We start from the raw sequence: 21,316 nt of genomic DNA, 5'->3' as shown, positions 1-21,316 counted from the left end.
CGTGGCTTGCAGGCAAGGCGCGGCGCCCGGCGGTGCAAGCGTATGATCCTGTGCATGATCCTGGGCCGTCGCGCATAAAAAAAGGCCGCGACGCGGGCAATGCGCCGCGCTGCGTCCTTCGGACTGGCGTAGGGTCAAGGGCCGCCGGATATGGCGCGCCAGGCCCGGGATCGACGTCGTTTAGACGATATCGGCTCCCGAGGGAAGGCCTGAAGCGTCATCCGCCGGGGCGTTTGTGAAGTGTTTGTCACTTCCGCCTTAACCATGCGGCCGGTTTTTCCCGCTTTCCAGGCTTGCGCGGACCGGAAAGCGGACAAATTCTGGCGAGTCCGTATTTACTTTCCGGCGGGGCGTGGTCCGCTGCGCTGGAAGGCACGTACATGCCGGCGGCAGGGCGGACGCGGCGAAACGCCCCGGGCCCCGCCGCAGGGACGGGCTCCGCATGGGGCGGTTGTCCAGTGAAGTGGAGGGAGCCATGACAGACACATCCAATTCCACCCCGCGCGATCCGGCCCCGGCCACGCCCGGCCTGACGCCCGGCTTCGCGGGATTGCGCAAACGCCTGCGCGACAAATGGGGCTGGCTGCTGGCGCTCGGCGTGCTGCTGTCGGCGCTGGGCGTCATCGGCTTCATCATGCTGCCGTGGTTGACCCTTGTCACCGTGTGGTGGGTTGGCGCGCTGTTGCTGGTGGGCGGCGGCGCCCAGGTGGTTGACGCCTTCTCCGAGAAAAACTGGGGCCCCTTCGCGCTGCATCTGCTGATCGCCGTGCTCTACATGGTCGCCGGCGCCATTGTCATCTGGAACCCGGTGCTGGGCGCCCTGACGCTGACCCTGATGGTGGCCGTGGCGCTGATGGTGATTGGCGTGCTGCGCTGCATCATGGCCTTCCAGGTGCGGCCGGCGGGCAACTGGTGGCTGCTGCTGCTCAGCGGACTGCTGTCGATCGTTCTTGGCGTGATGATTTATGGCCAGTGGCCGACGTCGGCCATCTGGGTGCTTGGCCTGTTCCTGGCCATCGAACTGCTGTCGGAGGGCATCGCCTTCATCGCCCTTGCCCTGGCGGCCCGCAAGGCGGCCTGATTTCAGGGCTGGCAGGCTTCAGAAAGAAAAACGCCGGCGGATAACCGCCGGCGTTTTATTTCTGGCGCGGGATTTTTCAGCCCGGGCTTTCCGGCCCGGGCCGGCGACGCAACCCGTCTCAGGCGGCGCGGGCCTTCTCGGCGTCGATCATCTCCAGGAAGCGGTCGAACAGATAGTGGCTGTCGCGCGGGCCGGGCGAGGCTTCCGGGTGATGCTGCACCGAGAACGCCGGCTTGTCCGTGAGGGCGATGCCGCAATTGCTGCCGTCGAACAGCGAGACGTGCGTCTCCCGGACGTTGGCCGGCAGCGACTCGCGATCCACGGCGAAGCCATGGTTCATCGACACCACCTCGACCTTCTTCGTCGCCAGATCCTGCACCGGATGGTTGGCGCCATGGTGGCCCTGGCGCATCTTCACCGTCTTCGCGCCAACGGCCAGCGCCAGCATCTGGTGGCCAAGGCAGATGCCGAAGGTCGGCACGCGCCGCTCCACCAGTTCCGAGATCAGCGGCAGCGACCACTGACCGGTGGCGGCCGGATCGCCGGGGCCGTTGGAGAGGAACACGCCGTCCGGCTTCAGGGCGAGGATGTCCTCCACCGACGAGTTGCCCGGCGCCACCGTCACCTTGCAGTCGCGCCCGGCGAACAGGCGCAGGATGTTGCGCTTCACGCCGAAGTCGAGGGCGACGATGTGATATTTCGGCGCGCCCGAGACGCCGTAGCCCGTATCGAGGTCCCAGGTCGCTTCGGTCCAGTCGATGCGCTGGGTGGTGCTGACCCCGGGCGTCAGGTCGAGGCCGACCATGGAGGGCAGGGCCGCGGCGTCCCGCTTCAGCGCCTCCACATCGAATTTGCCGTCCGGCGCGTGGGCGATGACGGCGTTCTGCATGCCCTTGTCGCGGATCAGCGCGGTGAGGGCGCGGGTGTCGACGCCGGTGATGCCGACGATGCCGCGCGCCTTCAGCCAGGCGTCCAGGTGGCGGGTGGCGCGCCAGTTGGCCGGCTCGGTGACGTCGGCGTGCAGCACCACGCCTGTGGCGCCGTTGGCCGAAGCGGCGTTGACAGATTCGATGTCCTCGTCATTGACGCCGACATTGCCGATGTGCGGGAACGTGAAGGTGATGATCTGGCCGGCGTAGGAGGGATCGGTCATGATCTCCTCGTAACCGGTCATGGCGGTGTTGAAGCAGACTTCGCCAGCGCGCTGGCCTTCGGCGCCGATGCCGTAGCCTTCGATGACGGTTCCGTCTGCGAGAACCAGCAGGGCGGTGGCCGTCGGTTCGCTCCAGCCGGTGGTGCTGTCTTGAAGCATGGTCGCCATTGTCCTAAGTCCGGGGTTCCGGTCGCGGCGCGCGCCCTGACCGCCGTTCGTCGCCCCGAACGTGGGTTCGTTCGTGGCGGCGCCGGCGATCATGCATGCCCGACTTCATCAGATTTGAGCGGACACTTAGGGTGAGCGTCCGCAGCCGTCAACGACAAGAGCTCAAAGAGCGGAGATTTATCATGCTGCGCGAGGCCTTTGCGACCGCCCAGAAAGAAGCCCTGCGCTCCGGCGACAAGGCGCGGCTCGCCGCCGTGCGCCTCATCACCGCAGCCCTGAAGGACCAGGACATCGCGGCGCGCGGCGACGGCCGCGAGCCCCTGTCCGACGCCGACATCCTGGCGTTGCTGCAAAAAATGGTGAAACAGCGCCGGGAGGCCGCCGACATCTACGCAAAGGCAGGCCGCCAGGAACTCGCCGACCAGGAACTTGGCGAAATCCGCGTCCTGGAAAGTTTCATGCCCGCGCAGATGGACGCCGCCGCCGTCGCCGCCGCCGTTCGTGAGGCGATCGCCGAAACCGGCGCGACATCCATGAAGGATATGGGCAAGGTGGTCGCGGCGCTCAAGGCCAAATATACCGGCCAGATGAATTTCGCCGAGGCCAGCGCGGCGGTGAAAGCGGCCCTGTCGGCGTAATGGCCGGGCGCGGCATGACCGGGCGCCGCGTTGCGTCTGGCCGGTAGCCGTCGCGCGGCGTGACCAGGGGGGCCGGACCAGAGGGTCTGCCCCTCCCATGTCTGCTTTACCCGACCGGACATGAAAGTGGAGCGCCGCCAGCCTTGCTGGTGTGGTAGGGTTCCACGCCAGTTTTTCAGGCGGGGGCGATTGTCGTCTCCGCCGTCGGTTTTTGTGACAGGCTGATGCGTTTTCCACCGTCCATTCTGGATGAAATCAGGGCGCGGCTGCCGGTTTCGGCCGTCGTTGGCCGGCGCGTGCGGTTGATGAAGGCCGGGCGCGAATGGAAGGGGCTGTCGCCGTTCAACGCCGAAAAGACCGCGTCGTTCTTCGTCAACGACGACAAGCAGCGCTATTTCGATTTCTCCTCCGGCCGCAACGGCGACATCTTCAATTTCGTCATGGAGACGGAGGGGCTGAGTTTTGGCGAGGCGGTGGAGCGTCTTGCCGCTGAAGCCGGCGTCAGCCTGCCGCGCGAGACGCCGGAGGACGCCCGACGCGAGGCGAAGCGTCAGGGCCTGCACGAGATCGTCGAGCTGGCGACGCGCTGGTTCGAATACGAGCTGACCACGGAGCGGGGCGCCCGGGCGCGCGACTATCTGGACCGGCGCGGCCTGGGACCGGACGTGCGCCGCCGTTTCCGTCTTGGCTACGCGCCGGCCGGCCGGCATGAATTGCAGAACGCCCTGGCGGCGAAGGGCGTCTCCGTCGAGGCGATGATCGACACCGGCCTGCTGATCGCCGGCCAGGACATTCCCACCCCCTATGACCGGTTTCGCGACCGGGTGATCTTTCCGATCTGCGACGCGCGCGGCCGGCCGGTAGCCTTCGGCGGCCGGGCCATGGCGGCGGACATCCAGCCCAAATATCTGAATTCGCCGGAAACGCCGCTATTTCACAAGGGCGCGCTGCTCTACAATTTTCACAACGCCCGCAAGGCGGCCCAGACCGGCGACCCCCGCGCTCCCTTCCCGATCATCGTGGCGGAGGGCTATGTCGATGTCATCGCCCTCGACATGGCCGGCGCGCCCCAGGCTGTGGCGACGCTCGGCACGGCGATGACGCCGGATCATTTGGCCCTGTTGTGGCGCTCCGTCGACGCGCCGGTGTTGTGCTTCGATGGCGACAGGGCCGGCCGGCGCGCCGCCTTCCGCGCCCTCGATGTGGCGCTGCCGCTGCTGGCGCCGGGCAAGTCCGTGAATTTCGTGCTGCTGCCCGAGGGGCAGGACCCGGACGACCTGTTGCGCGCCGGCGGCCCCGAGGCGGTGCTGGCGGCCCTGGGCGTCCAGGTTCCGCTCATCGACATGTTGTGGACGCGGGAGACTGAAGCGGGCGCGCTCGATACGCCGGACCAGCGCGCGGCGCTGGAGCACCGGCTGCGCGACGTGGTGTTCCGCATCCAGGATGAGACGGTGCGCCGTCACTACCGGGCGGAAATCGACATGCGCGTGGCGGCGCTGATGCCGGGCGCCCAGGGCCGCGATGAACGCGGTCGCCGCGGCGCCTGGCAGGGAAACCAGCAGGGCGGCTGGCGCCAGGGCGGCGGCGGGCGGTTCCAGTCGGGCGGCCGGGGCGGGCGCGGCGCCGGTGGCCAGGTCAGCCCTGGCGCGTCGCTGGCGGCGCATCCCGGTTTCGCCGCCTCGGCGGAATATCCGCGCGAGATGATGATCGTCGCTTTGCTGATCGCCCACCCGGATCTGCTGGCCGATCACGGCGAGGAGCTGGCGGCGCTGGAGTTCCGTGGCCCCGAGGCGCGCCGCGCCGCCGCCGAACTGCTCGACTGCATCGCCGCCCACGGCGCCGATGGCGATGACGGCGGGGCGCTGCGGCGCGCTGTGCAGGAGGCCGGCCTGCCGGCGCGGCTGGATGGTTTGCGCAGGCGCATGGCGGCGGGGGCGGCCTGGGCGCTCGCCCCTGAGGCGGATCGCATGGACGTGGAGGGCATGCTGCGCCAGGCCATGACCTTGCAAAGCCGCTCCGGCGCTCTACATAGCGAACTGGCGGCTGCGGAGCGCGCCTTCGCAGAAGAGGAGTCTGAAGCGAATTTCAGCTGGCTGTGCGACGTGAAAGCCCGCCTGACGACCCTGGAGGGCGCCGAAGCCCAGGCCGACGAAGGCCGCTGGTGAGGCGGCCAGCCTGCGAGCCTCCCGCCATGATGATGATTCGCGTCAAATCAGCGCAAGCGTCCCGGCCCGCCCGGCTGGAAGCGTTTGCCCCGGCGATGGGACCGCCGCGCGGCCTGGGCGGTGAAGGGCGCAACGATTTGTAAGGGACCTCAAGGCAAGCTGGCCGATATGACGCGGTGCGCGCCAGGCGCCGCGGCGCGCGCAGACCAGCCTTTTGCGGTGGGACATTGTGCTGAATCCGCAGCTGTCTGGTAAAATTGGGAGATAGCCGCACATTCAACTGATTCGACTTTTGCCGCCGCCCGGCGCATGACCATCAGCCGCCGGCTTCGGGCGCGCGCTCCTGCGGAGCGGGAAAGGGCCGGAATGGCGTGGCGATCCGGTCAGGTTCTGGCCGGAGCGCTTTGGCGTTTGCTGTCGTCATCGCCACGGCATGGGGACGCAAATGCGGCTGGCTGGAAACTGTTCGCCGATTGTGTCGGCAACGTGATGCGCTGTCACCACACGGTGGACAGACGGTGGTGGAGAAACGCGGGGGCGTTTGCGGGAAGCATTTCCCTTAAGGCCGGCAGGCCCGGAGGGAAATGCTTCAGCGAAAATGGGCCAGTGGAGCGAGTTTCCGGTGGCCTTGCCGAAGGGGCGGCCTGACGTGAACGCACGGGGATTCAGGACAGGAGCCGGGGTGGAGCCGTTGCGGCGGCTCCGGCTGGCATGGGGCTGCGCCCGCAGGCGCTGGTAACGGACAGAACCTCTCACGGGGTTTGAACATTCAGACGGTTTCCTCCGCAAGGGGAAATCCGGTGATGCGCCAGGCCGCCGCGCCTGGCGGCTGACAGTGGAGCTTGAGCGAATGGCGACCAAAGCGACGGAACGGGAAGACGCGCCGGAAGCAGCCGAAACCCAGACCGACGGTCCTCTCCTCGACCTGACCGACGCCGGCGTGCGCCGGATGATCAAGCTCGCCAAGAAGCGGGGCTACGTCACCTACGACGAACTGAACGAAGTGCTGCCGCCGGAGGAGTTCAGCTCCGAGCAGATCGAGGACGTATTGTCCCAGCTTTCCGAGATGGGCATCAACGTCGTCGAGGCCGACGAGAACGACGACAACCAGGAAGGCGAGGCCGAGGAAGAGGAAGCCGAGAGCGGCGAACTCGTCGAGGCCGCCCCGCGCGCTGTCGTCGCGCCCACGACCACCACCCGCGAGCCTTCCGAGCGCACCGATGACCCGGTTCGCATGTACCTGCGCGAAATGGGCTCGGTCGAACTGCTGTCGCGCGAGGGCGAAATCGCCATCGCCAAGCGCATCGAGGCTGGCCGCGAGGCGATGATCGCCGGCCTGTGCGAGAGCCCGCTGACCTTCCAGGCCATCATTATCTGGCGCGATGAGCTGATCGAGGGCCGGGTTCTTCTGCGCGACATCATCGATCTGGAAGCGACCTACGCCGGGCCGGACGCCAAGAACGGCGCGGCGGCTGCGGCCGAGAACGCCGAAGGCGAGGAAGAGGCCGAGGGCGAGGAAGCCGCCAGCGACATGGACGAAGAGGACATGGAGAACAATATCTCCCTGTCCGCCATGGAGGCCGAGATCAAGCCGAAGGTGCTCGAAACCTTCGACAGCATCGCCGACAACTACAAGCGGCTGCGCCGCCTGCAGGATCAGGACATCGAGAACCGCCTGCAGAGCCTGCGCCTGTCGCCGGCCCAGGAGCGCAAGTATAAGAAGCTGAAGGACGAGATCGTCGCCGACGTGAAGTCCCTCTCGCTCAACGCCAACCGCATCGAGGCGCTGGTCGAGCAGCTTTACGACATCAACAAGCGCCTGATCGGCATGGAAAGCCGGCTGCTGCGCCTTGGCGAAAGCCATGGCGTCGGCCGCGAGGACTTCCTGCGCCAGTATCAGGGGGCGGAGCTTGATCCCAAGTGGATCCTGCGCGTTTCCAAGCTGGGCACCAAGGGCTGGAAGAACTTCGTCGCGGCGGAGAAGGACCAGATCCGCGCCATGCGCCAGGATATCCAGACCCTGGCGGCGGAAACCGGCCTTGAGATCGGCGAGTTCCGCAAGATCGTGCTGATGGTGCAGAAGGGCGAGCGCGAGGCCCGCCAGGCGAAGAAGGAAATGATCGAGGCCAACCTGCGCCTCGTCATCTCCATCGCCAAGAAGTACACCAATCGCGGCCTGCAGTTCCTCGACCTGATCCAGGAGGGCAACATTGGCCTGATGAAGGCGGTCGACAAGTTCGAATACCGCCGTGGCTACAAGTTCTCGACCTACGCCACCTGGTGGATCCGTCAGGCGATCACCCGTTCGATCGCCGACCAGGCCCGCACCATCCGCATCCCGGTGCACATGATCGAGACGATCAACAAGATCGTCCGCACCTCGCGCCAGATGCTGCACGAGATCGGCCGCGAGCCGACGCCGGAGGAGCTGGCCGAGAAGCTGGCCATGCCGCTGGAAAAGGTGCGCAAGGTCCTGAAGATCGCCAAGGAGCCGATCTCGCTGGAAACGCCGATTGGCGACGAGGAAGACAGCCACCTCGGCGACTTCATCGAGGACAAGAACGCCATCCTGCCGATCGATGCGGCGATCCAGAGCAACCTGCGTGAAACCACCACGCGGGTGCTGGCCTCGCTGACGCCGCGCGAGGAACGCGTGCTGCGCATGCGTTTCGGCATCGGCATGAACACCGACCACACCCTGGAAGAGGTCGGCCAGCAGTTCTCGGTGACCCGCGAGCGCATCCGCCAGATCGAGGCCAAGGCCCTGCGCAAGCTCAAACACCCGAGCCGCTCACGCAAACTGCGCAGCTTCCTCGACAACTGAGCCAGCAGGCGCCGCGCGACCTGCCAGAGGCCGGCGATCCCGTTCGCCGGCCTTTTTATGGGATGCGCCGGCCGGGAAGCGGCCTGGAGCGCGATGCACGCGCTCCGGCCTGCCGCCGCGCCCACGTCATTTGTCTCCATCCCCTCTTGCCCGCGCCCGTCGCGGGCATTGGCGTCTTGGGCGTACACATTCCCGCGTCTTGCGTCCGTTTCGTGGACGGCGGCAACACAGAAGGCGTGACGGCCTTGTGGCGCCGCCGGGCAGATGAAATGCTTGCATCAGGGAGACACGCCCGATTCCGGCGCATGGCGGTGGGTCAGGCGCAATGCGTTGCGGGGTAACATGCGGGCGGCCAATGATGATCGCATTCACATCAGCGCGGCCGGCGTCGCGGCGGAAATAGACCCCTTTGGCGCGGAGCTGGGCGTGCTGCGTGACGGTGACGGCCGTGACCTGCTGTATGACGGGAACCCGCGCTGGTGGACCGGGCGGGCGCCGCTCCTGTTTCCCGTCGTCGGCGCGCTGGCCGGCGGCGCCTATCGGCTTGGCAGGGAGTTGTGGCGGCTGCCGCAGCATGGCTTCGCCCGTCACAGCCAGTTCAATGTGGAGGCGCGGGAGCCGGCGTCGGTCACCCTGCGGCTGCGCGAGAACGAGGAAACCCGCGGCGTCTACCCGTTTCCCTTCCAGCTCGACGTGACTTACGCCGTGGCGGACGCGGCCCTGTCCGTGCGGGCGCGCGTCACCAATCGCGGCCGCCGGCCAATGCCGGTGGCGCTTGGGTTCCATCCGGCCTTCCGCTGGCCGCTGCCCTATGGCGGCGCCCGCGAGGAGCACGAACTGGAGTTTGGGGCGCCCGAGCCCGGCAAGGTGTTCCGGCCCGATGGCGATGGCCTGCTGATCGGGCCCCGCCGCACGCCCGTGGGCGCCGATGGCCGGTTACCCCTCAACGATGACCTCTTTGTCGACGGCGCCGTTGTCTTCAAGGAACTGGCCAGCCAGCGGGTGACCTATGGCGTCAGGGGACAGCGCCGCATCGTCGTGGATTTCGCCGGCATGCCGAGCCTTGGCGTCTGGAGCAAGCCGGGCGCCCAGGCGCCGTTCGTCTGCGTCGAGCCGTGGCAGGGCTACGCTGACGACGCGCCGCTGCCGGGCGATCCGCCAAAACCCCGTGATCTCTTCGACCGGCCTGGCATGATCGAACTGGCCCCGGGCCAGAGCCACGCCTTTGGCATGCGGGTGTCGCTGGTCGACGCCTGAAGGCGGGCAGGGCCGCGGCTGTCGTCGCGCTCTTGCTGGCAGGCGCTCCGCTAGCGTTTTACCGTCGGAAAGTCCGCGAGGACTACTTCCAGGCGTAATTGAAACTGATGCTGATGCGCTCGTCGTCGGCCTCGTTCATCGGCACCTCGTGGCGCAACCAGCTTTCCCACAGCAGCACCTCGCCGGGCTCCGGCGTCACCTTGACGAAGGGCCGGTTGGCGGGGTTGCGCCGGGTCGGCGCGGCCATCATGAAGGCGAGGCGCGGGTCCTCGAAGCGGATCGCCGCTGAACCTTCCGGCAGCGCCACATAAAACGTGCCGCTGATCACGGAATGTGGGTGCAGGTGGGAAGAATGCATGCCGCCGGTGGGCAGCACGTTCACCCACAGCGAGTCGCATTCCAGCTTGCCGCCCTTCAGGTCGAAATCCAGCGTCCCGGCGAAGCTGGCCACATGCCTGTCGAGTTGTTCGACCAACTGGCCGAACACCGGAAACCGCCATGGCAGGTCATCGAGCGAGGCATAGGAGGTATAGCCGGGATAGCCATTGGCCTCGCACCAGTCGAGCCCCGCGTCGTCGTCCTCGGCGAGGCTGCGGCAGGCGCCGTCCAGCTCCTGCACGAGCGGCGAGGCCGCCGGCGCCAGCGCGGCGCGATAGATCTGCGTGGCGAAGTGAAGCGAAACGTTGGGGGCTTGTGCGCTCATGAGGTTTCCATAGAGCATGTCGCGCTGGCGCGGAACAGGTTTCCGGTCGCGCCGGCGCAGCGACCGGCCAGCGCCTTCACGGGCGAAGCGGACGCCGTCTCACTCTCCGGTGAGAAAGACAAACGGCGGCGCCTTGACGAACTGGCCGGAGACCTCGCCGCTATAAACCTCGCCTCTGTCCAGGCTGAGTTTCAGGCTCGGCGCGCCCGGCTTCAGGTCCAGCTTCTTCAGGTCGAGCCAGAAGGTGTTCGGCCGGGTGGCGGAGTCGAAGAAATAAACCAGATTGGTCTGGTCGGAAGCGGTGCGCCAGATGGTCGAGGAGATGTTGGGCTGGTCGGGGGTGGTGATGCCCAGCGGCACGGACACCGCCCGCATCAGGCTGAGCACCTGGGCCCGCGCCTGGTTGGCGAAGCTCTGCCCCGGCACGCCAGCCATATACTGCGGCGATGGCGCCTTCGGCAGCGACTCCAGCAGGAACGAGGCGCGGGCGAAGCGGTCGGCGGCGCGGTTTGTGCCCGGCAGGAAGGTCAGGCCGCCAATGTCTTTCCAGTAGGCGTTGAGGGCCAGTTGTTTGTCGTAGGCCGGCGAGTTGGTCATCACCGTGTACTGGCGGCCGTGGTGGATGACCAGCTTGCCGCCAATATATTCGAAGATGGCGGAATCGCCGCTGGCGTCCGAAATGGACAGGTGCAGCGTCGCCTTCGCCCCATTGGGCGCGTCGGGCGTCAGTAGCGAGAACTCCTCGCGCGCCAGCGCCGCGACGGTTTCATCAACGGTGGCGAAATTGTCGAGCACATATTGCGCCCAGGCCGCGATCGTCAGCTTCTTGCGGCCCGCTTCCACCGGGCCGTACTCTGACTCCGCCAGATACAGCAGATTGGCGACAAGGCCCTTTTCGTTGAGCCCGTCCGTCGTGCCGATATCATAGCCGGCGGCGATGACGCTGCCGTAACGTGAGGTCCAGGTCAGCGCGTCGACGGCCTGGGCCCCGCGCCGCGCCATGCCGGCGGGGAAAACATGCAGGTTGGTGTGCATGTCTTCCTTCCAGTCCATGTTGCGGCCGGTGATGACGGTTTTGTCGTCGCCCACATAAAGGGCGCGCGTGCAGGCCATCGCCGCTCCAAAGAGGCTGGCGGAGGCGCCGAGGGCAAGGCCGGCGGAGACGGCGGCGGCAAGAAATCGGGAAAAACGCGGCGTCAAATCATATACCCGTGCAGGTTGCCAGGCCCGGAGGACCGGAACGGCAGCATAGCCGGGGCGACGCCCGCCGCAAACACGCGGTCTGTGGCAAAAACCGGCGCCGGGCCTACAGGCGTGCGCCGCAAGGCTGGAGCGGGATGCCGGCGATGTGCAGGCGAAGGCGCCTGCCGCCCGCCCCAACGCCCAATGCTGGCGCCGCCGGCCTGCGCCCCTCAGGCTTGCATCATCGCGCCAGCGGCCACATCTTGAGAGCACTGGCTTCATAGGAGGAGCGCCAATGACTTCCAATGTTGCAGAACGCGGACTCTACAAGACCAGCGACGGTTGGGTGCAGGTGGTGGCGGGCGAACAGTTGCGCCGCATCCGGGCGCAGGCCTACATCGCCAGCGGCGCGCAGCCGCCGCTTGAGTTGCTGCCCCTTCGTAACCCGGAGCCGCAGGACCGCCCCGCTGACAGCCGCGATTACAGGCACTGAGCGGGCGCGCTCGTCTGGAATGGCCAGCGGGCCGCGGCGCGCGGAATATGGGGTTTGGGTCGCCATTTGGGCGGTTGTTCGACCGGATGCAGGTCCGGTCGAACAACGCGCCGGCTGATGGTCGTCCAGCAGGACAAGGCAGCTGCTTGAAGGCTGCCTCCAGTGGTGGGCGCCGGTTCAGCGCCCCCGATGCGCCGGGCGGGCGGCTGCCTTCCTGACCGCCGGCTTTTTGGCCGCCGTGGCGCGGGTGGTGGTCGTGCGCGCCGCTGGCTTGCGGGCGGGCGCCCTGGCGGCGGTGGCGCGGGTTTTGGCGGCTGCGGTTTTTGTCGTGGCGGTTTTCCGCGCCGGCGCCTTTGTGGCAGTGGCCTTGCGGGCCGCTGGCTTCTTGGGCGCGGCGCGCGTGGTTGTGCGACTGGCTGCGCTGGACCGGGCGGCGGGCTTCCGGGCCGCCGCCTTCTGCGGCTTCAAAAGAAAAACCATCGATCGTCTCCCTGTCATCTGGAGTCAATGCCGGCGCATGGGCGCGCCGTGTAGAAAAATATCGCCGCTAATCATAAATATTGTGTAAATTAACTGGGAAATACATTATTCAAGAAAATTAATACAACAGTATGCGCTGGTTTATGCGCTGGGTGTGTAGTGTTATCTGGTGTAAAGCGAAGTGATGATTTGCGATCGCCAGTGGCGGCGAAGGGCAGGCAGACGTGAGTTTGCGCGTCAATGACTGTCGTGTTGTGAGCGCCGCCGCCAGTATCTGGGGCAAAAACGCGTCGTAGCCGCCGCGCCTCGCCGCCTGCTGACCGGCATTTTGGTGATATGCGCCAGGTTTCGCGCGCCATGAATTATGCTGGTGCGTTTCAAATATATTTTTGTGGCGCGGGTCTTTGCTTTCCTGAAATATAGATGGGCGAATTGCAGTGCATCGCAGCATTTATGTAAAGTGCATGTTATAAATTGACGCAAGACGTCGGTCATTGGGGAAGGAAACGGTATGACGTGGGCGACAAGGGGCGCTCTGGCGGCCGCTGTGTTATGCGTGCTGCATGCGGGCGCCGCCATGGCTGGGAAGAAATACAGTCCAGGCGCGACGGATACGGCGATCAAACTGGGGCAGACCATGCCCTACAGCGGGCCGGCGTCCGCCTATGGCACGCAGGGGCGGACGGAAGTCGCCTATTTCAACATGTTGAACGCGGCGGGCGGGATCAACGGCCGCAAGGTGGAGCTGCTGTCGCTGGACGACGCCTACAGCCCGCCCAAGACCGTCGAGCAGACCCGCAAGCTGGTCGAGTCCGAGCAGGTGCTGGCGCTGGTGAATTCCATTGGCACCGCCACCAATGCGGCTGTCCAGCGTTATCTGAATACGAAGAAGGTGCCCCAGTTGCTGGTTTCCACCGGCGCCACGCGATGGAACGACCCCGCCAGATTCCCGTGGACCACGCCGGGCTTCGCATCATACGCGTTTGAGGGCAAGGTGTATGGCCGGCATATCGCCGCCACCACGCCCAACGCGAAAATCGCCATTCTCTGGCAGAATGACGATGCCGGCCGCGACTATGTCAGCGGCTTCAAGGAGGGGCTCGGCGACGCCGTCCGCAATGTGGTGAAGGAGGCGAGCTACGAAGTGACCGACCCCACGGTCGATTCGCAGGTGATCCAGCTGAAGAGCTCCGGCGCCGATACGCTGTTCATGATGGCGACCCCCAAATTCGGCGCCCAGGCCATCCGCAAGATCGCCGAGATTGGCTGGAAGCCCGCCTTTTATGTCGCCTCGGTCGCGTCCTCGCGCGTCCAGACCCTGCAGCCGGCCGGTCTGGAGAACGCCAGAGGCATCGTCACCGCCACGGCGCTGAAGGACCCCAGCGACCCCGTGTGGGCCAATGACCCGGCGGTGCTGGCCTACATGAAGTTCATGCGGGACTGGTACAAGGAGGGCGATCCGCTCAACAGCGGCAACGTGTTCGGTTACACCGTCGCCCAGACGGTTGAGCACATCCTGCGCAACGCCGGCGACGATCTCACCAGTGAGAACGTGCTGAAGCAGGCGACCACCATCAAAAATCTGGCGTTGCCCATGTATCTGCCCGGCGTGGTGATGAATGTATCGCCCACCAACTACACCACGGTGAACGCCCTGCGGCTGCAGCGTTTCGACGGTGATCGCTGGGTGGTGTTCGGCGACCCCATCGTCGTTGAATGAGCCGCGCTCCCTGCGTGGCGCGAGGCCCTGTCGCCAGATGTCAGAAAAAGGCCCCGCACTGTGGCGGGGCCTCCCGGTTGATCGCAGGCCTACGCCTCACCAGTTGACGCGCACGCCAACCTTGCCGTCCCAGGAGCGGCGGTCGCCGCCGTGGCCGATGTTGTAACTGGCGTCGGCATAGAGGGCGACGTTGCCATTGAGCTGGGCGGTGACGCCGCCGCCAAGCTGCGTCCAGGCGCCCTTCATTTCGGAGTGGAACGGCACGAAACCATCCGCGCTGGAGAACCAGGTCTTCGGATTGCCGAGGAACTCGTTCCACAGATTGGCCCGGGCCCAGACATTGATCTGCTTCGGACCATTTTCCGCGTCCAGCGTCCAGGTGCGCGACAGCCGCGCGCCGATGCGGCCGGCCAGCGACTGCACGTCGCTGAAGCGGACCTGGGCCGCGCCGTCATAGCGGGAATCCAGCGAGATGCTCTGGTAGATCAGCTGCGCCTGCGGCTCGACAGTCCAGCCGCCGCCCAGTTGCAGCGGATAGCCGGCTTCCAGCGACAGGCCGACGCCGAAGCCGTCCGGCGAAATCTGCCGCATGCGCACGGAGCTGGACCTGGCGTTGTACCAGGTTCCCTGGGCCACCGCGTCCACATACCAGCCGGTGGCGCCAAAATGGGTCCAGTAGGCGCCGATGGTCTGGGCGTCGAAGCGGTTCTGACCGGCGCGGGCCCCCGTGAAGTGCTTCACACTGCCTTCGGACTGGCCAACGACGAAGTAGACGCCGGCGTGATCACGGCTGCCGTCCGCATGCTCGCGGCGGTAGATGTCGAGGCCGAACTGGAAGGCGGCGATGTCCTGATTATAGGCCGGCCCACGTCCATAGATCCCGCCAGCCGAGGCAGACTGGTCGATGTGCTGGCCGATGATGCGGCCCCAGGCGCCGTTGACGAAGGACGGCCCATTGGCGCTTTGGCGACCCCGCAGCAGCTCCTGCTCGCCGACGCGCTCATGCAGCGTGCCGAGGATCGACTGGCCGTAGCCCAGCGCCATCGACGGCAACGCGGCGTAAAGGGAGGTTTCGTTGCGATAGTTCGGCAGTTGAGCTTCGGGCTGCGGCTGCGGCTGCGGCTGCGGCTGCGGTCCGGGAGCGGGGCGCGGCGCTGGCGGGGTGGGGGGAACCGGCGGGGCAGGGGGCGCCGGTGGCGTGGGGGGAGCCGGGGGCAACTCAGTGCGCAGATACCAGGACTGCGGATCGCTGCCGTCGCGCGTGCCCCGATACAGCTTGTATTCGTGAGGGCCAGCGACAACGGGACCGCCCAGAACGAAAGCGCCCGCCCTTGTGGTTGCCCCGTTGATGGCGCCGACCACCTGAATGCCATTGCCCCAGGTCACCGCGCCGCCGCCGCCCACATTGGTCACCTGGAGGATGGATGCGCCGGTGGCGCCGCCGCCGTCAATCACCAGCCGGTCCGAGCGGGAGCCGTCGCCGCCAAGCACGGTGTTGACGCCAATCGTCCCCATCTGGCCCACGTATGCGCCGACGACCAGAGTGTTGCCGACGGCGCCGCCGCCGATCTGGACGTGGCCGCCATTCGTCAGGACGCCGCCAATGGTGAAGTCGCCCTCCGTTCCGCCGGCAAAGCCAGGGAAGGCGCTGGCCACGGCAATCGCGCCCCTGTTGACGACATCACCGGCGACAGAGCCGTAGCCGCCGAACGTCGCGTCAGCCGCCACATTGACCTGGCCGCCGCCGGAAAGCATCGCGCGGGGATGGGCGGCGTCGCCCGCCGCAAGCGCGCCGCGCTCAACAGACGTTATGCCGGCATAGGTGTTGGTTCCTGTGAGCACGACGGCGCCGTCGCCGCTTTTGGTGAGCGCGCCGGGGCCGGTGATCCCCTGGGTCACCACACCGGTAACGCCAGGGCCTGCATTCAGGCCGCCATTGTTTATGGTGACAATGACGGGGCGTTCGGCGCCCAGGGTAAAGCTGGACGCGAACCCGAAGGAGCCGCCGTCCAGGGTGACGCCGCCCGCTGGCGCGCCAATGGCATTGTCGCCGCTGGCCGCCAGCACGCCACCCCTGATAACGGTTCCGCCGGAATAGGTGTTGCCGTCGGGGGCTTGGGGCGACAGGGTCACCATGCCGCCTCCAGTCTTTTCGACCACGCCGCCGCCAACAATCTGGCCCCCATAGGCCGCATTATCGCCGGTGGGTTGGGCAAGGCGGACAATGCCGTTGTTCCGGATATTATTGAGATTGTCGGCCTGGTCGGCTTGCGTGGGAAGACTTTGCGCCCGCGCCTCAAGTATGCCGTCCGGATCGACCCGGGCGGCGCCCGTATAGCGGGTGTTATCGCCGGTGAGCGTCAGCATGCCTTCTTTGACCGCCACGTCCGTGAAGCCGGTCAGGCTGCCGGAAATTGTCCATTGTCCACGCCCCTCCTTGATCAGGGTGCGGAAATTGCTCAAACGGCCCTGAAGCACATCCCGCGAGCCGGCCGTTCCGCGCAGGGTCAGGTTACTCGCGCCGCGGCCGCCATCGATGCTTCCGGTAACCGTGGAGCCCGGCTCGAAATAAAGATCGTTATTACCGCTGGCGAAGCTTAGACCACCGACCACCGTGGCGTTGGCGCGGTTGTAGAACACGATGCCGTTGCTGCCACTGGAGCCAATGACGCTGCCGCCGCCAACCCGTTCGATCCTGCCGTAGTTGTCAACGACATTGCGGGAGCCGGGTTCCTGGTCCTGAAACCAGACGGCGGCGCTGCTCGTCCCCCGGATCAGGCCGTAATTGATGATCCTGTTGCCGCCCCCCATGACGTTGACGGTTTCAGCCTGTGTGCTGTTTCCGGTTTCGATAATCTGGCCGCCGGCAGCGACCGTCAGCGTCCCGTTACTGTTGAACTCGACCGTATTGGGGCCAGTGGCATGATAGGGGCCGCTTCCGCCAGGCGTCGTGACGTTGGTGACGATCGCGCCATTGCTGACGGTGATTTGGGCTCCGTCATGCAGGCTGATCGCGGGCTCGTCGCCAACCCTGACGGTGGCGCCGCCCTGTACATTGACGGTGACATTGTCATTGCCGGGAGCTGGTCCTGATCCGATACGGCTTGTGGTCGTTCCGGCGCATGTCACGACGGCGCCATCGCTAACAGCCGGCGTGCACGCCGCCCATGACGGTGCGGCAACTACCAGAGTTCCGCCAACTGCCATGATAGCTGGCGAGATGTGCAGGGCCGTTGATCTGATCATGAAACTGTTGATGCGGATCATATTTATAAAATACCCTAAAATATCTAATATTCCGGCATAATAACGTTAGTTCTGTGCGGTGACCATGGAGGCGCCGTGTAGAGATTTTATTAGTTCAGAATTATTGAACGGATATATTTATTATATAAATAATATGTATTTATTCATTATTTGTATCTACCGATGTATAAATCAGTTTATATATTGAATTGAAATTAGGTTGCCGGTTGCGGTTTGTGCTGATTTAAGTAGAAATGTGACATGCTCGCCACATCAGCCGCGCCCGCCGGGTCGGGTTTTCCTTCGGTCGGAAAGGTGATGGAGAGATGTCGCAGGCCGGACGGCGGCCGTCTGTGCGCCAGCATTCACATCAGCAGCGCGACGCGTGGTCACGGTGTGCGCCGGGTAGGGCCCGCATGGCGGTGATGCGCTGGTCTTTTTGCCCATGGTCCCAGGCGAGGCCCGGCCGTCAATGGCTTCGCGGCGACGATTCGCGGTTCTCAGGCCCTGGACGACGCATGTGTCCGCCAGGGCGTCGCGCAGATCCGGATGCGGTTCGCGTCAGCGTTGTCATGGCGGCGTCGTTGCGGCGGCGCGGCGGATGGCGGGCAATGCAACATACCAGCGGACGCTCCCGTCGCCCGTGCATACGCCGGAAAAGCTGACGCCCGTAAAACGGATGACCTCCTGAAGCTGGCGCCTCCGGCTCCATGGAGATTTTGGAACACCGCCGCATCTGCTAGACAGGACGGCAGGTTGGAACGACGGGGCGTCCCGGCGTCAGCCGGGAACCGCCGGGCGAAGGCCCCAAAGCCCTTGATGCGGTGACGGCGCCATGGCATTACCCCGCCAGCAGCTCCCAGCCGCTGCCTTTCCGCGCCGGCTGGCGCGGATCGGGCCTGTAGCTCAATGGTTAGAGCCGACCGCTCATAACGGTCTGGTTGCAGGTTCGAGTCCTGCCGGGCCCACCAACTCCCTGAACGCTTTTCACGGTTTGAAACGCCCCGGTCAGGGGCGGTAGACCTTGATTTCATCCGGTATGCCCTTCAGCGCGAAGGTTCCCACCAGTTCGTACATGCCCCAGAGTTGCTCGGTCAGCGCGCCGGACATGATCAGCGGCTCGCCCAGCGCCTTGTTGAGGCCGGCGAGGCGGCTGGCGACGTTGACGTCGCGGCCGATGATCGTGAAGTCGAGGCGGGCGCCGGAGCCGACATTGCCATAGGCCGCCTCACCGTGGTGCAGCGCGATGCCGGTGGCGATGGCCTGGTCCGGGTGCGAGGCGTTCCACGCCTCCAGCCGCGCCAGCGCCGCGCTGGCGGCGTCGAGCGCGGCCTGGGCGGCGCTGCCGGCGTCGTCGCCGCGGTCACGGAAAATCGCCAGCAGGCCGTCGCCGAGATATTTCAGCACCTCGCCGCCCTCCGCCTCGATTGGCGGAACGATGCAGTCGAAATAGGCGTTGAGCAGATCGACGGTCTGCTCCGGCGTCAGCGATGAGGAGCGTTGGGTATAGTCGCGCATGTCGGCGAACAGGATGGCGGAGCGGATGCGCGTGACGTGACCGCGCCGCACGTCGCCGTCCAGCACCAGGCGGTGCGGCTCGTCGCCGATATAGGTGCGCAGCAGCTGGTGCAACGCTTCATAGCCGGCATAGATTTCCAGCACCGCCTCAATCGTCGGGACAAGGACGCGCAACAGCGTGAGCTCCGCGTCGCTGAATCCGCCAGGCGTGCGGGTGGCGAAGCTGACGCCGTTCCTGTGACCGTTGGCGAACAATAACGGCGCGCAGAAATAGTGCGTGTAACCCTGGGCGCGCAGATCGGCCACGATGCCGAAGCGGTCATCCGGGGTTTCATCAATGCGAAAGTTGATGTCGGCGCGGGCGCGGTGCGCCGCGGCGAAGGGGCTTTCCTCGTATACCTTGTCCGAAAAATCGCTGTAGGCGATGGCCTCGGCCTCCAGCCCCTCGGCGCGTTTCCATTCCATGGCCATGGCGGCCTGCTCGGCGTGCAGCGTCTGCAGCACGAGCATGGCCCGGTCCACGGGAATGTCGGCGCTGGCCAGCTGTTCGCACAGCCCGGCGACAATCAGCTTGAGATCGGAGGCATTGCGCCCCTCGGTCAGCAGCCAGTCACGGATGGCGAGGCCACGGGAGAGCATGGCGTCGTCCATTTCCAGCCAGGTGAGGCCGGTGACGCCTGGCTGCATGGCGGAAACGGGCGGGGACTCAGCGCTCATGACGGCTTCCGGCTCCAGGCCTGGGCGCCGCGCGGCCATGGCGGGCCGGCGGAGCCATATCGCATCCGTCATGGCGCCCCGGCGCCGGTCACGATGACGGGGCCATGACCGGGCCGAGCAAGATACAACCTCGCCGCGCCGCGTCAAACCACCGGCGTCATGGATCGCCGCCGGTCGCGGCATTCACGCCCTGGCCAGCGCCGTGCGCTCTGCGCCGCGCTGCCGCATCAGCAGGAACAGGACGATGGCGCCGTTGAGAATGTTGAACGCCAGCCCGTTGAGGAAGGCGACCTGATACGAGCCGGTCATGTCGAATATCCGGCCAGACATCCAGCCGCCCAGCGCCATGCCGACGACGGTGGCGAGAATCAGCAGGCCAACCCGGCCGCCCGCTTCCTTCACCGGGAAGTATTCGCGCACGATGATGGCGTAGCTGGGCACCAGGCCGCCCTGGAACAGGCCGAACAGGGCCGAGATGACATACAGCGACGTCAGGCTGTCGAACATCAGATACAGCGCCAGCGCCGCGCCCTGGGCGATGGAGCTGAGGAACAGGGCGCCGAGGCCGCCGATCCGGTCGGCGATGTAGCCGCAGCCGATGCGGCTGATGATGCCGCAGGCCAGCATCAGCGACAGCATTTCCGCGCCCCGGGCGACGCCATAACCCAGGTCGCCGCAATAGGCGACGATGTGCACCTGCGGCATGGCCATGGCCACGCAGCAGCCAACGCCGGCCACCGCCAGCAGGGTTTGCAGCCGCCCTGGCGACACGCCCAGCGCCTGTTGCGGCGCGGCGTAGGTCTGCACGGGGGCGCCGGTCGCGGCCGTGGGCGTGTCGGCCGGCGCGCGCCGGCGCAATAGCAGCGTCAGCGGCAGCATGGTCGCGGTGCAGAAAATGGCGATGCCGATATGCGTGGCGCGCCAGCCCCACATGTTGATGGCGCGTTCGACAACCGGCGGCCAGAAGGCGCCCGCCAGATAATTGCCGGAGGCGCAGATGGCGACGGCAAGGCCGCGCCGCTTGAGGAACCAGCAGGAAATGTCCGCCACCAGCGGGCCGAAACAGGCGGATGAACCAACGCCGATCATGGCGCCGAAGATAATGGCGAAACTGACAATGCCTGGCGTTAGGGTGGTGAGCACATAGCCCAGGCCCATGATGAGGGCGCCCAATGCCAGCGGCGGCATGATGCCGACGCGGTCCGCAAGCCGGCCAAACGCCACGCCGCCCACGCCAAAGCCCAGCATGGCCAGCGTGAACGGCAGGGACGCCGCCGCGCGGTCGACGCCAAACTCCGCCTGAACCGACGGCAGGGCGACCACCACGGACCACATGCCGACGCCGCCGACCATGCTCAGCAGAACAGCAGCAAAAAGGCGTCGCCACGCAACGCCGCCGTCTATTTCATTCATCCCCAGCGCGTTCCCGGCTTTCGCGCCTCTGTCCCGCGGGCAAACCAGGCGCCCGCTGGCAGGCGCATTCCCCCAACATGAAAAAATATTCTACCAGGCCGGCCGTTGGGACGCCATTGCTTTCAACGCATGCGGGCCTGCCCGGCATGCTTCCGCGAATTCTGTGATCCAGGCGAGGGGATATCTTCCCGAACGCCATCGCCTGTGGTCCAGTTGCGTGGTCCGGCGGTGGAAGCCGGGGGAGGGGAACAACGCATGGCGCGCATGTGGGTCATCTGGGTTGTCGCCAGCACGGTGATTGGCGTGGCCATCGGCTTGCGCGCCGGGGCGCGGATCGCCGTGATCGCGGGTGTCGTCATTGGCCTGTGCGCCTTCGCCATCAACGCGTTCCAGGGCGATGCGCTGGTCTCGGCCTTCTGGTCCATGGCGGCGGCTGGCGGCGGCCTTGTCGCTGGCGGTTTGCTGGGCGCCGCCGTCATCGCCATGCTGGGCGGGCGCGACGGCGCATGAGCGCCAGGACGCCAGAAATCACAGATCCGGGAATGCCCGACCCCGGGA

At 66.2% G+C, this 21,316-nt stretch carries 15 protein-coding genes and 1 tRNA gene; 10 read left to right on the top strand and 6 right to left on the bottom strand.

All coding sequences use genetic code 11. The annotated features are described in order from the left end of the window. Positions 1-475 precede the first annotated feature (475 nt). Entirely contained in the window at positions 476-1,081 is a 606-nt protein-coding gene (locus EV666_RS08985; RefSeq protein ID WP_132006320.1) for an HdeD family acid-resistance protein, read from the top strand. A gap of 118 nt (positions 1,082-1,199) precedes the next feature. Here the strand turns inward: EV666_RS08985 and carA are convergent, their stop codons facing one another. After that, on the bottom strand, positions 1,200-2,393 hold the full coding sequence (carA, locus tag EV666_RS08980) for a glutamine-hydrolyzing carbamoyl-phosphate synthase small subunit (protein WP_132006317.1): 1,194 nt from the start codon (positions 2,391-2,393) through the stop codon (positions 1,200-1,202). 191 nt (positions 2,394-2,584) lie between these two features. Here carA and EV666_RS08975 point away from each other — a divergent pair, with 191 nt between their 5' ends. From EV666_RS08975 to EV666_RS08960, 4 genes are all read left to right on the top strand, one after another. Beyond that, the gene (locus EV666_RS08975) at positions 2,585-3,040 is read left to right on the top strand and encodes a GatB/YqeY domain-containing protein (protein ID WP_132006314.1); all 456 of its coding nucleotides are present in this window, start codon (positions 2,585-2,587) and stop codon (positions 3,038-3,040) included. Positions 3,041-3,264: 224 nt separating this feature from the next. Further along, positions 3,265-5,205: a DNA primase gene (gene dnaG / locus EV666_RS08970; RefSeq protein WP_132006311.1), complete on the top strand. Its 1,941-nt coding sequence runs from the start codon at positions 3,265-3,267 to the stop codon at positions 5,203-5,205. 850 nt (positions 5,206-6,055) lie between these two features. Further along, a complete protein-coding gene (gene rpoD, locus EV666_RS08965) occupies positions 6,056-8,029 on the top strand; it encodes an RNA polymerase sigma factor RpoD (RefSeq protein WP_132006308.1) in 1,974 nt (657 codons plus the stop codon). 342 nt (positions 8,030-8,371) lie between these two features. Further along, on the top strand, positions 8,372-9,286 hold the full coding sequence (locus EV666_RS08960) for an aldose 1-epimerase family protein (RefSeq protein ID WP_165909945.1): 915 nt from the start codon (positions 8,372-8,374) through the stop codon (positions 9,284-9,286). Between the two features lie 82 nt (positions 9,287-9,368). Here EV666_RS08960 and EV666_RS08955 read toward each other — a convergent pair whose 3' ends face one another. Both EV666_RS08955 and EV666_RS08950 read right to left on the bottom strand, forming a co-directional pair. Next, a complete protein-coding gene (locus EV666_RS08955; protein WP_132006302.1) occupies positions 9,369-9,989 on the bottom strand; it encodes a TIGR02466 family protein in 621 nt (206 codons plus the stop codon). A 99-nt stretch (positions 9,990-10,088) separates the two neighbouring features. Further along, positions 10,089-11,189, bottom strand: a complete 1,101-nt coding sequence (locus EV666_RS08950) for a linear amide C-N hydrolase (protein WP_376885106.1) — start codon at positions 11,187-11,189, stop codon at positions 10,089-10,091. 277 nt (positions 11,190-11,466) lie between these two features. On the opposite strand from EV666_RS08950, the gene EV666_RS08945 reads away from it, so the two are divergent. From EV666_RS08945 to EV666_RS08935, 3 genes are all read left to right on the top strand, one after another. Continuing rightward, positions 11,467-11,664 (top strand): hypothetical protein, encoded by a 198-nt coding sequence (locus EV666_RS08945; protein ID WP_132006296.1) that lies wholly within the window; start codon positions 11,467-11,469, stop codon positions 11,662-11,664. A gap of 250 nt (positions 11,665-11,914) precedes the next feature. Then, positions 11,915-12,232: a hypothetical protein gene (locus tag EV666_RS08940; protein ID WP_132006293.1), complete on the top strand. Its 318-nt coding sequence runs from the start codon at positions 11,915-11,917 to the stop codon at positions 12,230-12,232. A 489-nt stretch (positions 12,233-12,721) separates the two neighbouring features. Continuing rightward, positions 12,722-13,864 carry an ABC transporter substrate-binding protein gene (locus EV666_RS08935; RefSeq protein ID WP_245514316.1) on the top strand — a complete coding sequence of 381 codons (1,143 nt, stop codon included), beginning with the start codon at positions 12,722-12,724 and terminating at the stop codon, positions 13,862-13,864. 96 nt (positions 13,865-13,960) lie between these two features. Here the strand turns inward: EV666_RS08935 and EV666_RS08930 are convergent, their stop codons facing one another. After that, positions 13,961-16,993 (bottom strand): autotransporter family protein, encoded by a 3,033-nt coding sequence (locus EV666_RS08930; RefSeq protein WP_165909944.1) that lies wholly within the window; start codon positions 16,991-16,993, stop codon positions 13,961-13,963. A 1,012-nt stretch (positions 16,994-18,005) separates the two neighbouring features. Between EV666_RS08930 and EV666_RS08925 the strand changes: the two genes are divergently transcribed. Beyond that, a tRNA-Ile gene (locus tag EV666_RS08925) sits at positions 18,006-18,081 on the top strand. 37 nt (positions 18,082-18,118) lie between these two features. Here the strand turns inward: EV666_RS08925 and EV666_RS08920 are convergent. Then, positions 18,119-19,345, bottom strand: a complete 1,227-nt coding sequence (locus EV666_RS08920) for an adenylate/guanylate cyclase domain-containing protein (protein WP_245514315.1) — start codon at positions 19,343-19,345, stop codon at positions 18,119-18,121. A 183-nt stretch (positions 19,346-19,528) separates the two neighbouring features. Next, positions 19,529-20,758, bottom strand: coding sequence for an MFS transporter (locus EV666_RS08915; protein ID WP_132006284.1), 1,230 nt, complete (start codon positions 20,756-20,758; stop codon positions 19,529-19,531). 255 nt (positions 20,759-21,013) lie between these two features. Here EV666_RS08915 and EV666_RS08910 point away from each other — a divergent pair, with 255 nt between their 5' ends. Further along, on the top strand, positions 21,014-21,268 hold the full coding sequence (locus EV666_RS08910) for a hypothetical protein (RefSeq protein ID WP_132006281.1): 255 nt from the start codon (positions 21,014-21,016) through the stop codon (positions 21,266-21,268). Positions 21,269-21,316: the final 48 nt, after the last annotated feature.

Origin of the sequence: Camelimonas lactis (assembly GCF_004342915.1) — a bacterium.
In the GTDB taxonomy this organism is placed as follows: domain Bacteria; phylum Pseudomonadota; class Alphaproteobacteria; order Rhizobiales; family Beijerinckiaceae; genus Camelimonas; species Camelimonas lactis.
This window is presented reverse-complemented; position numbering and strand designations above follow the sequence as displayed.

Coding starts and splice junctions, on each gene's coding strand:
- EV666_RS08985 (WP_132006320.1), top strand. CDS start 476: ATGACAGACACATCCAATTCCACCCCGCGCGATCCGGCCCCGGCCACG.
- carA (WP_132006317.1), bottom strand. CDS start 2,393: ATGCTTCAAGACAGCACCACCGGCTGGAGCGAACCGACGGCCACCGCC.
- EV666_RS08975 (WP_132006314.1), top strand. CDS start 2,585: ATGCTGCGCGAGGCCTTTGCGACCGCCCAGAAAGAAGCCCTGCGCTCC.
- dnaG (WP_132006311.1), top strand. CDS start 3,265: ATGCGTTTTCCACCGTCCATTCTGGATGAAATCAGGGCGCGGCTGCCG.
- rpoD (WP_132006308.1), top strand. CDS start 6,056: ATGGCGACCAAAGCGACGGAACGGGAAGACGCGCCGGAAGCAGCCGAA.
- EV666_RS08960 (WP_165909945.1), top strand. CDS start 8,372: ATGCGGGCGGCCAATGATGATCGCATTCACATCAGCGCGGCCGGCGTC.
- EV666_RS08955 (WP_132006302.1), bottom strand. CDS start 9,989: ATGAGCGCACAAGCCCCCAACGTTTCGCTTCACTTCGCCACGCAGATC.
- EV666_RS08945 (WP_132006296.1), top strand. CDS start 11,467: ATGACTTCCAATGTTGCAGAACGCGGACTCTACAAGACCAGCGACGGT.
- EV666_RS08935 (WP_245514316.1), top strand. CDS start 12,722: ATGGCTGGGAAGAAATACAGTCCAGGCGCGACGGATACGGCGATCAAA.
- EV666_RS08920 (WP_245514315.1), bottom strand. CDS start 19,345: ATGAGCGCTGAGTCCCCGCCCGTTTCCGCCATGCAGCCAGGCGTCACC.
- EV666_RS08915 (WP_132006284.1), bottom strand. CDS start 20,758: ATGAATGAAATAGACGGCGGCGTTGCGTGGCGACGCCTTTTTGCTGCT.
- EV666_RS08910 (WP_132006281.1), top strand. CDS start 21,014: ATGGCGCGCATGTGGGTCATCTGGGTTGTCGCCAGCACGGTGATTGGC.